The 13627-nt window shown below is 74.1% G+C and carries 7 protein-coding genes; 3 read left to right on the top strand and 4 right to left on the bottom strand.

What is annotated here, in order from left to right:
- Window positions 1–132 precede the first annotated feature (132 nt).
- Window positions 133–1899, top strand: a complete 1767-nt coding sequence (gene uppS, locus ADL34_RS02655; RefSeq protein WP_062669841.1) for a polyprenyl diphosphate synthase — start codon at window positions 133–135, stop codon at window positions 1897–1899.
- A 13-nt stretch (window positions 1900–1912) separates the two neighbouring features.
- Here the strand turns inward: uppS and ADL34_RS02650 are convergent, their stop codons facing one another.
- Window positions 1913–2704 (bottom strand): thioesterase family protein, encoded by a 792-nt coding sequence (locus ADL34_RS02650; RefSeq protein WP_062669839.1) that lies wholly within the window; start codon window positions 2702–2704, stop codon window positions 1913–1915.
- Between the two features lie 388 nt (window positions 2705–3092).
- On the opposite strand from ADL34_RS02650, the gene ADL34_RS02645 reads away from it, so the two are divergent.
- Window positions 3093–4727 carry a sigma-70 family RNA polymerase sigma factor gene (locus tag ADL34_RS02645; RefSeq protein ID WP_062669837.1) on the top strand — a complete coding sequence of 545 codons (1635 nt, stop codon included), beginning with the start codon at window positions 3093–3095 and terminating at the stop codon, window positions 4725–4727.
- A 75-nt stretch (window positions 4728–4802) separates the two neighbouring features.
- Here the strand turns inward: ADL34_RS02645 and ADL34_RS02640 are convergent, their stop codons facing one another.
- The gene (locus ADL34_RS02640) at window positions 4803–7253 is read right to left on the bottom strand and encodes a SpoIIE family protein phosphatase (RefSeq protein WP_062669835.1); all 2451 of its coding nucleotides are present in this window, start codon (window positions 7251–7253) and stop codon (window positions 4803–4805) included.
- 174 nt (window positions 7254–7427) lie between these two features.
- A complete protein-coding gene (locus ADL34_RS02635) occupies window positions 7428–9500 on the bottom strand; it encodes a SpoIIE family protein phosphatase (RefSeq protein WP_079034285.1) in 2073 nt (690 codons plus the stop codon).
- 236 nt (window positions 9501–9736) lie between these two features.
- Between ADL34_RS02635 and ADL34_RS02630 the strand changes: the two genes are divergently transcribed.
- Window positions 9737–13111 carry a pyruvate carboxylase gene (locus tag ADL34_RS02630; RefSeq protein ID WP_062669833.1) on the top strand — a complete coding sequence of 1125 codons (3375 nt, stop codon included), beginning with the start codon at window positions 9737–9739 and terminating at the stop codon, window positions 13109–13111.
- A 76-nt stretch (window positions 13112–13187) separates the two neighbouring features.
- Here ADL34_RS02630 and ADL34_RS02625 read toward each other — a convergent pair whose 3' ends face one another.
- Window positions 13188–13448 (bottom strand): EF-hand domain-containing protein, encoded by a 261-nt coding sequence (locus ADL34_RS02625; protein ID WP_062669831.1) that lies wholly within the window; start codon window positions 13446–13448, stop codon window positions 13188–13190.
- Window positions 13449–13627: the final 179 nt, after the last annotated feature.

Genomic DNA, 13627 nt, shown 5'->3' with positions numbered 1-13627 from the left:
CCCAGACCTCGTTGGGCGGCGGAAAAACCTCGGCGTGCCGCTCTCGTTGGGAACTGCGTGTTCTTCACCTTCTCAGGCCGGCGGCGGCACGCCCCGCGAACGGCCCACCGCTCGACCAGATCCGTAGCGGCGGTGATCGGTGACGACCCGGCGCTGCGGTCGGCGTACCGGCTGTGCCGCGAGCGCACCCGGCGCGAGGACCCGGCGGAGTACGCGCTGATCCAGCTCGTGCCCGCCGCGCTGCGCCCCGCCTGCTGGGCCCTGTGGGCCGCCGCCAACGCCATCGACGACCTCGCCGACGACCGTACGGCGACCGCGGGTGAGCGGGCCGCCCGGACCCGGCGGTGGATCGACGCCCTGCAGCGCGAACTCACCACCGGGACCAGCCCCGACCCGGTCCGCCGTGCCCTGGTGGACACCGCGTCCCGCTGGCGACTGGACCTGACCGGGCTGCACGACGCCATGACCGAGGTCGCGGTCGACGCGCACGGCCGCCGCTTCACCGACTGGAGCGGCTGGCGCGCCTGGGGCCGGGGCAATCTGCTGCCCTGGTTCGAGCAGGTCCGTGACCTCTCCGACCGGGCCGGCGTGCCCGTCGCCCTGCGCCTGGACAGGCAGGAGTCCTACGAGTGGTTCCTCGACGGGATGCGCCTCACCGACATCCTCACCGACCTGTCCGCCGACCTCCCGCAGGGCGACCTCCTGCTGCCCGCCGAAGCCCTCGACCGCTGCCCCGGAGCCGAGGAGGACCTCGCCGGCCTGCGCTGGAGCCCCGCCGTCGCCGACCTGGTCGCCCACCTCACGGAGCTCGGCCGTCAGTGGGTGACCCAGCCCGCGCTGACCCGCGGGATGCACCCCGGCCCCGCGACGGTCGTCGGCGCCATGGCCGACCTGCTGCTCGCCCAGCTCGACGCCGTCGACGCCGCCGGCCCCGCCCTGCTGCGCGCCCGGCCCCGGCCCGCGCTGCTCACCACCGCCCGCCTGCTCGCCCCCGCCCGGGCGCGCGCGGCCCTCGCCTGGTCCCTGACCCCCGTGCAGGCGCCGCCCGCGCGCTGTGTCGAGCCGCATCTCTCGTCGGCCCCTCCCCGCCCCCTGCGCCGCCCGGCCTTCCGCAGCCCGCCACCGCATCCCAGCGGGGAGCGGCCGCCGCAGATCCCGGCCGACCGGATGCCGGCGCACGTGGCCGTGATCATGGACGGCAACGGCCGCTGGGCGCAGCGCCACGGCCTGCCCCGGCACGAGGGGCACCGCGCCGGGGCCGCCGCCGTGCGCGAAGTCGTCCACGGCGCCCTGGAGATCGGCCTGCGGCATCTGACGCTGTACGCCTTCTCCACCGAGAACTGGAAACGCGACCCCGAGGAGACCGGCGCGATCCTCGACCTCCTGCGCCAGGAGACCCGCGCCTACCCCTTCGAGGACCTCGACGTCCGGATGCGCTGGCACGGCCGCGCCGACAGCCTCCCGCAGGACCTGGTCGACCTGCTCGACATGCGCGAGCGCAGCACGCGGGACCGGACCGGACTGACGGTGACGACCTGCGTCAACTACGGCGGCCGTGACGAGATCGCCCGGACCGCCGCGGCCCTCGCACGGCAGGTGCGCAGCGGCCGGCTCGACCCGGACCTGATCGGCGAGAAGGACTTCGCCGAGCACCTGCCCCGGCCGGACATGCCGGACGTCGACCTGCTGTGGCGCACCGGCAACGAGCAGCGCACCTCGAACTTCCTGCCCTGGCAGGCGGCCTACGCCGAACTCCACTTCACACCGGACCACTGGCCCGACGTCGACCGGCGCGACCTGTGGCGGGCCGTCGTCGAGTACACGCGCCGCCAGCGCCGGCACGGCGCCGCCGAACCCGCGCCCCGCGCGCCCGCCACCGCTCCCCGCGACGGCGCCTGAGGCACGGCGGGGCTCAAGTCCCGGGCTGGGGCCGGACCGTGAGGATCTGCTGCGCGGTGCCGACGGGGCCGTCGACGTCGTGCAGGACGGTGCTGGTCAGCCCCTGCCCGGAGGGGCCGAAGGAGACCGTGGTGTCCAGCCCGGTCCAGCGGCCGCGCGGCTGCCGGTGCAGATGGACGGTCAGATCGACGTTGGGGAACATCCACTCCGACGGCGGCCGCAGGACGGCGATGCCGTTGGCGGTGTCGACCAGCGCCAGATACGAGGCGAGAGGGCTGACGGGCACCCCGGCCACCAGGTCCAGCGGCGTGGACACCCAGGCCGTCGTCCGGCCCGCCCGGGGCGGTGCGACGGGACGGACGTCCAGGGAGGCGATGTAGCCGCCGGACCACAGCTCGGACATCGGCCACCGCTCTAGCGTCCCGGGCGGGGTGAGGGGGTCGGCCGTGCCGCCCGCGGCCTCGGAGGTGTCCAGGGCCAGCAGGTACCAGGCGCGGGCCCGCAGCACCGGGCGGCCGGCGATCCGCACGACCGCCTCCAGCAGTTGGATGGTGCGCCCGGGACGGACCGTCTCCACCTCGATCTCGCACTCGTCCACGGCGAGCCGGCCCAGGATGTCGTAGCTGATGCGGGCGAGTACCAGACCGTCGTCCGGCGACGCCGCGCGATACCGGTCGAGGGCGTGCACGACGAGCCCGCCCAGCGGGCTGAAGTGCTGCTCGTCGCGGTGCCAGGCGCCGCCCACGTGCGGCGTCGGCTTGTAGCGGCGGTCGTCGATGGCTTCGAAGTAGCTGTCGGGCGTCACAGCGGGTCTGCTCCCCAGGGTGCGAGGGGCTGCCGGGTCCAGGCTCGGCAAGCCGGTGTGCGGTCAGCGTAGTTCGCACCCGTCGGGCCCCCTCCCGGCCGGGTGCGCATATCGGAAACCGCGCTGCCGACCGCCTCATTCGGGAGATTCGATGACGTTCCCGTGTACTCCGCCCCCGGTGTGATGTTGCCCATTGCGCGTCCGGGCGGCGCTCGTGAGTCTCTCGGACAGCGCGCGGCCTGAACCGTCCGACACCTTCCAGTCCCACCGAGCCCCGTCCGGAGAACGGTCCGGCGAAATCTTCTCGAAGAACCGTTATCCGAGGCCCGCCGAGCGATCTCCCAGGTATCGGACACCACCGTCCGGCGTCGAGGACAGGGAAGCATTGATGAGTACAGAGCGCACGAGGGAACTGACGGCCCTGGTCACCGCTGCCCGCGACGGCGACCCGGAGGCCCAGGACGCCCTGGTCGGCGCGTACCTCCCGCTGGTCTACAACATCGTGGGCCGTGCTCTGAACGGTTCCGTCGACGTCGACGACGTCGTGCAGGAGACCATGCTGCGCGCCCTCGACGCCCTCGACGGGCTGCGTACGCCCGAGAGCTTCCGCTCCTGGCTCGTGGCGATCGCCATGAACCAGGTGCGCGCCCACTGGCACGCCCGGCAGGGCGCCCCCGGCGGGGTGGAGGAGGCGCGGGAACTCGCCGACCCGGGCGCCGACTTCGTGGACCTGACCATGGTGCGGCTCCAGCTGTCCGGGCAGCGCCGGGAGACCGCGCGCGCCACGCGCTGGCTGGAGCCCGACGACCGGGGCCTGCTGTCGCTTTGGTGGCTGGAGTGCGCCGGCGAGCTGACCCGCGCGGAGGTGGCGCAGGCGCTGGAGCTGTCCCCGCAGCACACGGCGGTACGGGTGCAGCGGATGAAGGCGCAGCTGGAGGCCGCCCGCGTGGTCGTGCGCGCACTCGACTCGCGCCCCCGGTGCGAGGAGCTGCACGGCCTGCTCGCGTCCTGGGACGGCCGTCCCTCGGCGCTGTGGCGCAAGCGAATAGCCCGGCATGCCCGGGGTTGTGCGCGTTGTTCCGGACTGTGGAGCGGGCTGATGCCCGCCGAAGGACTCCTCGCCGGACTGGCGTTGGTGGCCGCGGCCCCCGCGCTGCTCGACCGCGTCCGCTCGGCCGCCGATCTGGTCCCGGCCGGATCGGCCTCCACGCTCGGCTCCACCGGACACGGCGGGCATCGGGCCACGGGCAGCCGGACCGCCTCCCGCAGCGAGGTCCGCAGGCGCCGCCGCAACCGGCGCCGCGCCGTCGGAGGCGCCGTCGTGGCCGCCTGCGTGGCGGGCGGCGGCCTCTGGTACTTCGACTCCGTCCCCGGCACCGGCCGGGAGGAACCGGCCGCCGCGCGCGGAGCCGGCGCCGCCGTACCGGACGAGCTCGTCGAGCCCAGCCCGGTCAACACCTCCGACTCCGCGTCCGCGTCCGCCTCGGCCTCGAAGTCTCCGTCGGCGTCCGCCAAGCCCTCGAAGAAGGCGTCCCCCTCCGCGTCCGCGAAGAAGACGGAGCAGGCCGCGCCGACCACTCAGGCTCCCACCCGGGCGTCCCGCAAGGCGGCCGCCGCCCCCCAGGCGCAGGAGGCCCCGTCCGGCACGGTCGCCCAGGTCGTCGCCCTGGTCAACAAGGAGCGGGCCACCGCCGGATGCGGCCCCCTCGCCGAGGACTCCCTGCTCGACAAGTCGGCGCAGAGGCACTCCGAGGACATGGCGGCCCGCGGCTTCTTCGACCACACCAACCCCGACGGCGCCGACCCCGGGCAGCGCATCACGGCCGCCGGCTACCGCTGGTCCACGTACGGCGAGAACATCGCGATGGGGCAGCAGACCCCCGAAGCCGTGATGGAGTCCTGGATGAACAGCCCCGGTCACCGGGCCAACATCCTCAACTGCTCGTTCAAGGACATCGGCATCGGCGTCCACGAGGGTCCCGGCGGTCCGTGGTGGACCCAGAACTTCGGCGCCAAGCTCTGACTGCGGCCCCAGCTCGGCGTCCGCAGCCCGCAGTCGGCAGCCCGCAGCCCGCAGTTCGCAGACCGCCGGACCCGGTCACAGGCTCAGCGCGCCGCCGTTCGCGGTGAGGGGCTGTTCGGTCCAGATCGTCTTGCGGTTGCGGCCGTAGCGGGTGCCCCACCGCTCCGCCAGCTGGGCCACCAGGAACAGGCCGCGCCCGCCCTCGTCGGTGCTGCTGGCCTGGCGCAGATGCGGCGAGGTGCTGCTGGAGTCGGAGACCTCGCAGATCAGGTGCCCGTCCCGGATCAGCCGCAGCTGCACGGGACCGCCGGCGTACCGGTAGGCGTTGGTGACCAGTTCGCTCACGATGAGCTCCGTGGTGAACGCCAGCTCCTCGTCGAGGCCCCACTCGGCCAGCCGGCCCCGCACCAGCGCCCGGGCGTCCCCGGGGGCCGTCGGCTCGGCCGACAGCTCCCAGGTGGCCACGTTCCCGTCCGGCAGGACGCGGGTGCGGCCCAGCAGCAGGGTGACGTCGTCGTCGGGGCGGCCGGGCAGCATGGCGTCCTCCACCGCCTTGCAGGTGTGCTCCAGCGACGGTGACGCGCCGGCCAGCGTGGTCCGCAGCAGGTCCAGGCCCTCGTCGATGTCGCGGTCGCCGGCGAGCAGCAGGCCGTCGCTGCACAGCGCGATCAGGCTGCCCTCCGCCAGCTCGTACTCGGCGCTCTCGAACGGCAGCCCGCCGAGGCCGAGCGGCGGTCCGGCGGGCACGGCGACGTCCCGCACCTCCCCGTCCGGGCCCAGCACGGTCGGCGGCGGATGCCCGGCGCGCGCCATCGCGCAGTGCCGGGAGACCGGGTCGTAGATGGCGTACAGGCAGGTGGCGCCCACGAGTTGGGGGGCGTTGGCGTCCGCCTGCCGCTGCTCGGTGGCGAGGTGGTCCACCAGGTCGTCCAGCCGGGACAGCACCTCGTCGGGCGCCAGGTCGAGATGGGCGAGGGTGTGCACGGCGGCCCGCAGCCGCCCCATCGTGGCGGAGGCGTGCATGCCGTGCCCGACGACGTCGCCCACCACCAGGGCGACGCGCAGCCCCGAGAGCGGGATGACGTCGAACCAGTCGCCGCCCACCCCGGTCGAGGCCCGCGCCGGGAGATAGCGGTGCGCGGTCTCGACGGCCGGCTGCTCCGGCATCTCGCCGGGCAGCAGACTGCGCTGCAGCGCCTCGGCGGCCTGGTGCTGCTGGGTGTAGCGGCGGGCGTTGTCGATGCAGACGGCGGCCCTGGCCGCGAACTCCTCCGCGAGGGTCAGGTCGTCCGCCTCGAAGGGCTCGGGCCGCTGCGAGCGCCACAGGCAGACCACGCCGAGCACCACACCGCGGGCGGCGAGCGGGACCACGATCAGCGAGTGGACACCGGCCTCCAGCGCATGCCGGGCCCGTTCCGGCTCGGAGGTGATCCAGCCCGAGCCCGACTCCAGGGCGGGCAGCAGCACGGGCCGCCGCTCGGCCAGACAGCGGTGCGGAGCGGTGTCCGGCGGGAAGAAGAACTGGTGGCCCTCGGGGTACATCAGCCGCACTCCTTCGGGCCGGACCGCGCGGGCCGCCATCCGGCGCAGCGGACCCATGCTGTCCGGCTCCGGTTCCTCGCCGCGCGTCACCGGTTCCAGCAGATCCACCGAGAGGGCGTCGGCCAGCTCCGGCACTGCCGCCTCCGCGAGCTCGCGCGCCGTACGGGCCACGTCCAGGGTGCTGCCGATCCGGGTGCCGGCCTGGTTGAGCAGGGCGAGCCGCCGGCGGGCCCGGTGGCGGTCGGTGACGTCCTCGACGATCTCGGTGACGCCCAGCACCCGGCCGGTCGGGTCCTCCATCCGGAAGGCGGAGACGGAGATCACGATCTCCTTGTGGGGCTCGCCGAGCAGCCGGCACCGCTGCTCCGCGAAGATCAGGGGCCGGCCGGTGTCCAGGACGGCCTGGAGCTTGCCCTCCACCCAGTCCGCGACCGGACCGAGCAGGAACTCGCCGGCGCGCCGGCCCCGGTAGGCGTCGGCCGGCAGCCCGCCGAACCGGGCGATCGCCTGGTTCACCCGCAGCACCCGCAGATCCGGCCCGAGCACCACCACCCCGATCGGGGAGCGCAGGAAGAAGCCGTCCAGCACCGCTCGGTCGATCTCCCACTGGGTGATCTCATGGGCGAGCGAGCCGACCAGCAGCCACTCGTCCCCGCCGCCCAGCCGCTGCACCCGCCGGGCCCGGAACCCCACGTGCAGCCGGCGGCCCGAGCGGTGCAGCACGGGCAGCAGCCCGAACCAGCCGTGCTCCCGCAGACAGGAGCGGGCGGCCTCCGCGACGACACCCTCGTCACCGGCGTCGACCAGGAACTCCCACACGTGCCGGCCAAGCGCCTCGTCCGCCCCGTACCCCAGCAGCCGGGTCGCCTGCTCGCTCCAGGCCACCACCCGTCCACGCCGGTCCAGCACGGCCGCTGCGGACCGGAGCACCGAGAACGGGTCCTCCGGACTCTCACTGAGCGACGTAGGGGATGTGTCGTGCATCGCCCACCCATCTCGCGCCGTACGCGGGGCCCGAGGCCCCGGCGCACGGGCGCTGCTGCCGTTCCGTATGCCTGGCCTTGCAGCGTTCCCTCTCAGTATCAGCCGAGTGTCCACCCCGTGCTTGATCACGACAGCCGGGCTGCCTCGGTCGGGTGACGGCCGGTCCGTGCCGTCTCACCTGGGCAGGGCCCGCGCGAGGAGCACGGCCACGTCGTCGTCGGCCGTGCCGGGCACGAGGTCCGCCAGGAGGTCGTCGCAGATCCGCTCCAGCGGCCGGCCGGGATCGCGCACCGCCCGCGCCAGCCGTCCCATGCCCTGCTCCAGGTCGGTGCCCCGCGTCTCGATCAGCCCGTCGGTGTACGCCAGCAGGAGGCTCCGCGGCTCCAGACGCAGATGCTGCACCCGCCAGTCCTGCCGGCCCACACCCAGCGGCGGGCCCGCCGGGCCGTCCAGGAAGGCGACCGTGCCCCGGTCCGCCACCAGCGGCGGCGGATGCCCCGCGCTGGCGATCAGGCAGTGCCCCGAGACCGGATCGTGCACGGCGTACAGACAGGTGGCCATCTCGTTCTCGCCGAGATCGGCCACGACGGCGTCCAGGTACCGCAGCACCTGTTCGGGGGCGGTGCCGCGGCGCGCCAGGGTCCGTACGGCGGTGCGCAGCTGGCCCATGACGGCCGCCGCGTGGATGCCGTGCCCCATCACGTCCCCGATCACCAGCGCGGTCCGCCCGCCCGACAGGGCGATCGCGTCGAACCAGTCCCCGCCGACCTCGTGCTCGCCGGCCGGCAGATAGCGACCGGTGAGCTCCAGGCCGTCGACGTCCGGCAGACAGGGGTCCATGAGGCTGCGCTGCAGCGTGAGCGCGGCGTCCCGCTCCCGGCTGTACATGCGGGCGTTGTCGATGTTCAGCGCCGCCCGCGCGATCAGCTCGTCGATCAGCAGCGTGTCCTGGTCGTCGAACGGCTCGCGGTCCCTCGTCCGCGTCACGATCACCGCGCCGAGCACCGTCCCGCGGGCCACCAGCGGCACCAGCCGCGCCGAGCCCACCCTGGCGTGCAGGTACGCGCGCAGCGGTTCGGCCTCCGGCGCGGGGATCAGCGGCCCGATGTCGGCGAGATACAGGTTCATGGCCCGGCCGGCCTCGATGACCTGCTCGTACACCGAGCCGCGCGGGACCTGCTGCATCATGTCGACCGCGAGCTGTTCCGCCGGTGCCAGCGGATCGGTGAAGGACGCGGCCGCCCGGCGGACCACCCCGTGCGCGGACGCGGCCGTCTCGTCGGGCGCGAGCGTCTCCTCCAGCAGCTGGACGTCCGCGGAGTCGGCCAGCCGTGGCACCAGCACCCGGACGACCTCCTCGGCCGTCTGCCGCAGATCCAGGGTCGAGCCCATCTGCGCGCCCGCCTCCGCGAGCAGGTCCAGGCGCCGCCGGGCCCGCCCGGCCTCCAGCTGGGCGCGCTGCTCACGGGTCACGTCGATCAGCGAGGCGATCACGCCGACCCGCCGGCCGGCCGTGCCGAGCAGCGGCGCGTAGGAGCACGACCAGGTCCGCCGCCGTGCCGGGTCCGCGGCGGACGAGGTGTGCCGGTGGTCCACCACCGCCTCGCCCCTCTCCAGGACTCCTCGCATCACCGTCTCCAGAGCGGCAGCTCCGGGCGCGACGTCCGTGACGCTCCGGCCGACGTGGTCGGCGGCCGGGACACCGTCCATCCGGGCCAGCGCCTCGTTGACCCGCAGGAACCGCAGATCGGGTCCGAGCATCGCCAGCCCGACGGGGGACTGCTCGAAGAGCCCCTCCAGCGCCGCCAGCGCGTCGCGCATCCCCTCCACGGCGGAGGTGTCCGCCGCGATGGCCAGGACGCCGGTGCGGCCGTGGGCGTCCGGGATCGGGCAGTGCCACATCTCCATGTCGACGAGGCTGCCGTCGCGGTGGCGCACGGGCAGCCGCGCCACCACCGCCGCGCCCGTCCGCACCGAGCCGGCCAGCCGGTCCGCGAGCCGGTGGTTCTCCTCGGGGACGAGCGCCAGCTTGGCGTCCCGCCCCAGCATCTGCTCCGGTGTGTGCCCGAGCAGATCCTGCGCGGCCAGCGACCACTCCACGAGGAGCCCGTCGCCGTCGGCGACCCACAGGGCCAGCGGAAGCAGGTCCCCGAAGACACCGGCGTGGCCGGTCGCGGACGTGAGCGCTCCCGTCGGGTCACCGATCGCGCCGTGCGTCGGCACACCGTGGTCAATCGCGCCGGCCATGAGGCACCTCGCTCACACCTCCCGCGACGACAGGAGGCTCAGGAACAGAGTAGGGCGTATCCGACAATTCATGCCTGGCTCGCGGCATCGGACACCCCCGGGGCCGGTCCTGTCCCTCGCGTACGGGCATGCCGGCCGGCCGGTGCCGGGCCGCCCCTCAGTGGCCCGGCTCACATAGCGTGGAAACGATCGCCCCGACACCATGGGTGCTCAGTCTCCGGCCGAAGGGATCAAGAATGTTCCGCAAGGTGCTGGTCGCCAACCGCGGGGAGATCGCGATTCGCGCGTTCCGCGCGGGCTACGAGCTGGGCGCGCGCACCGTCGCCGTCTTCCCGCACGAGGACCGCAACTCCCTGCACCGGCTGAAGGCGGACGAGGCGTACGAGATAGGACAGCCCGGGCACCCGGTGCGCGCCTACCTCTCCGTCGAGGAGATCGTCCGCGCCGCGCGCCGCGCCGGAGCGGACGCCGTCTACCCCGGCTACGGCTTCCTGTCCGAGAATCCCGACCTGGCGCGGGCCTGCGAGGAGGCGGGCATCACGTTCGTCGGCCCCAGCGCGGACATCCTGGAGCTGACCGGCAACAAGGCCCGGGCGGTCGCCGCCGCCCGCGAGGCCGGCGTCCCCGTGCTCGGCTCGTCGGCGCCCTCCACCGACGTCGACGAACTCGTCCGTGCCGCCGACGACGTCGGCTTCCCCGTCTTCGTCAAGGCCGTCGCCGGCGGCGGCGGGCGCGGTATGCGCCGCGTCGAGGAGCCCGCCCAGCTGCGCGAGGCCATCGAGGCGGCGTCCCGCGAGGCGGCGTCGGCGTTCGGCGACTCCACCGTCTTCCTGGAGAAGGCCGTCGTCGAGCCCCGCCACATCGAGGTGCAGATCCTCGCCGACGGCCAGGGCGACGTCATCCACCTGTTCGAGCGGGACTGCTCCGTGCAGCGCCGCCACCAGAAGGTCATCGAGCTGGCTCCCGCGCCCAACCTCGACCCGGAGCTGCGCGACCGCATCTGCGCCGACGCCGTCCGCTTCGCCCGGCAGATCGGCTATCGCAACGCGGGCACCGTGGAGTTCCTGCTCGACCGGGACGGCAACCACGTCTTCATCGAGATGAACCCGCGCATCCAGGTCGAGCACACCGTGACCGAGGAGGTCACCGACGTCGACCTGGTGCAGTCGCAGATGCGCATCGCCGCCGGCGAGACCCTGGCCGACCTCGGCCTCGCCCAGGAGACGATCACCCTGCGCGGCGCCGCCCTCCAGTGCCGGATCACCACCGAGGACCCCGCCAACGGGTTCCGCCCCGACACCGGCCGCATCAGCGCCTACCGCTCACCGGGCGGCTCCGGCATCCGGCTCGACGGCGGAACCACCCACGCCGGTACGGAGATCAGCGCCCACTTCGACTCCATGCTGGTCAAACTGACCTGCCGGGGCCGGGACTTCCCTGCCGCCGTGGGCCGCGCCCGGCGCGCCGTGGCCGAGTTCCGCATCCGCGGCGTGGCCACCAACATCCCCTTCCTGCAGGCGGTCCTCGACGACCCCGACTTCCAGGCCGGCCGGGTCACCACGTCGTTCATCGAGCGGCGCCCGCACCTGCTCACCGCCCGCCACTCCGCCGACCGCGGCACGAAGCTGCTCACGTACCTCGCCGACGTCACCGTCAACAAGCCGCACGGCGAACGCCCCGACCTGCTCGACCCGCTGACCAAGGTGCCCCCGCTCCCGGCCGGTGACCCGGCCCCGGGCTCCCGCCAGAAGCTCGCAGAACTCGGCCCCGAGGGATTCGCGCACTGGCTGCGGTCCTCACCGACCATCGGCATCACCGACACCACGTTCCGCGACGCCCACCAGTCGCTGCTCGCCACCCGGGTGCGCACCAAGGACATGCTCGCCGTGGCCCCCGTGGTGGCCCGCACCCTGCCGCAACTGCTGTCCCTGGAGTGCTGGGGCGGCGCGACGTACGACGTGGCGCTGCGCTTCCTCGCCGAGGACCCGTGGGAGCGGCTGGCGGCCCTGCGGGAGGCCGTGCCGAACATCTGCCTGCAGATGCTGCTGCGCGGCCGCAACACCGTCGGCTACACGCCGTACCCCACCGAGGTCACCGACGCGTTCGTGCAGGAGGCGGCGGCCACCGGCATCGACATCTTCCGCATCTTCGACGCCCTCAACGACGTCTCCCAGATGCGCCCGGCCATCGAGGCCGTACGGGAGACCGGGACGGCCGTCGCCGAGGTGGCGCTGTGCTACACCTCCGACCTGTCCGACCCGTCGGAGCGCCTGTACACCCTGGACTACTACCTGCGCCTCGCCGAGCAGATCGTGGAGGCGGGCGCGCACGTCCTGGCCGTCAAGGACATGGCGGGACTGCTGCGGGCCCCGGCCGCGGCGAAGCTGGTGTCGGCGCTGCGCCGCGAGTTCGAGCTGCCGGTGCACCTGCACACCCACGACACCGCGGGCGGCCAGCTCGCGACCTACCTCGCCGCGATCCAGGCGGGCGCCGACGCGGTCGACGGGGCCGTGGCGTCCATGGCGGGCACCACCTCCCAGCCGTCGCTGTCGGCGATCGTCGCCGCCACCGACCACTCCGAGCGGCCCACCGGCCTCGACCTCCAGGCGGTCGGCGACCTGGAGCCTTACTGGGAGAGCGTCCGCAAGGTCTACGCCCCCTTCGAGGCCGGCCTCGCCTCGCCGACCGGCCGGGTCTACCACCACGAGATCCCCGGCGGGCAGCTCTCCAACCTGCGCACCCAGGCCGTCGCCCTCGGACTCGGCGACCGCTTCGAGGAGATCGAGGCGATGTACGCCGCCGCGGACCGGATGCTCGGCCGGCTCGTCAAGGTCACCCCCTCCTCGAAGGTCGTCGGCGATCTCGCGCTGCACCTGGTGGGCGCCGGCGTCTCCCCGGCCGACTTCGAGGCGTCGCCCGACCGCTTCGACATCCCGGACTCCGTCATCGGCTTCCTGCGCGGCGAGCTGGGCACCCCGCCCGGTGGCTGGCCCGAGCCGTTCCGCACCAAGGCGCTCCAGGGCCGCGCCGAGGCCAAGCCGGTCGCGGAACTGGGCGCCGACGACCGCGAGGGCCTGGCCAAGGACCGGCGCGCCACACTGAACCGGCTGCTGTTCCCCGGCCCGACGCGCGAGTTCGAGACGCACCGCGACTCCTACGGCGACACCAGCGTCCTGGACAGCAAGGACTTCTTCTACGGCCTGCGGCCGGGCAAGGAGTACGCCGTCGACCTGGAGCGCGGGGTGCGGCTGCTCATCGAGCTGCAGGCCGTCGGCGACGCCGACGAGCGCGGTATGCGCACCGTGATGTCCACCCTGAACGGCCAGCTGCGGCCCATCCAGGTCCGGGACCGGGCCGCCGCCTCGGACGTCCCGGTGACGGAGAAGGCCGACCGGTCGAACCCGGGCCATGTCGCGGCCCCGTTCGCGGGCGTGGTCACCCTCACGGTGAGCGAGGGCGACGAGGTGGAGGCCGGCGCCACGGTCGCCACCATCGAGGCCATGAAGATGGAGGCGTCGATCACCGCCGGGAAGTCCGGCCGGGTCGCGCGGCTCGCCATCGGCAGGATCCAGCAGGTGGAGGGCGGCGACCTGCTGGTGGAACTCGCCTGACCGTACCGCCGTACCGCCGTACCGCCGTACGACCGAGCGCCCCGCGCGGGGAGTCATCCCGCGCGGGGCGCCGCCGTCACTGGTCCCGCCAGCCGAACCGGCGGTCGACCACCGCCGCGAACTCCTCCAGCGTCACCACCTCGTCGCCGTTCAGGTCGGCTGCGTCGAACAGCGCGGACGAAGCGTTCTCGTCCCCCAGGCCCCAGGGCGGCAGATCCCCCGACGCGGCCAGCGAAGGGCCCTTGGACCGCAGCGCGACGATGACCTCCGCGCGGGTCAGCGTCCCGCTGTCGTCGAGGTCGAGAGCTTCGAACAGCCGCCGTGCCTTGTCGCTCATGGTGCACGTCCTCCTGTCGCGGGGAGCCGGACGGTCCCTCGCCCGTACGAAGACGTGTTCCCCCGCCCGCCGGTTGCTCCCGTGGGTATCGGGCCGCGCCCCGGCCGCCGGCCCCCGCGTCACCCGAATGCCCCTCCTGGAGTGAGCCGGAGGGGCGAGGCCGGGTGAGCGGTGCTTCC

It is taken from the genome of Streptomyces sp. NRRL WC-3605 (assembly GCF_001509795.1).
GTDB classification, from domain to species: domain Bacteria; phylum Actinomycetota; class Actinomycetes; order Streptomycetales; family Streptomycetaceae; genus Streptomyces; species Streptomyces viridochromogenes.
This window is presented reverse-complemented; position numbering and strand designations above follow the sequence as displayed.

Coding starts and splice junctions, on each gene's coding strand:
- ADL34_RS02645 (WP_062669837.1), top strand. CDS start 3,093: ATGAGTACAGAGCGCACGAGGGAACTGACGGCCCTGGTCACCGCTGCC.
- ADL34_RS02625 (WP_062669831.1), bottom strand. CDS start 13,448: ATGAGCGACAAGGCACGGCGGCTGTTCGAAGCTCTCGACCTCGACGAC.
- ADL34_RS02635 (WP_079034285.1), bottom strand. CDS start 9,500: ATGGCCGGCGCGATTGACCACGGTGTGCCGACGCACGGCGCGATCGGT.
- ADL34_RS02630 (WP_062669833.1), top strand. CDS start 9,737: ATGTTCCGCAAGGTGCTGGTCGCCAACCGCGGGGAGATCGCGATTCGC.
- ADL34_RS02640 (WP_062669835.1), bottom strand. CDS start 7,253: ATGCACGACACATCCCCTACGTCGCTCAGTGAGAGTCCGGAGGACCCG.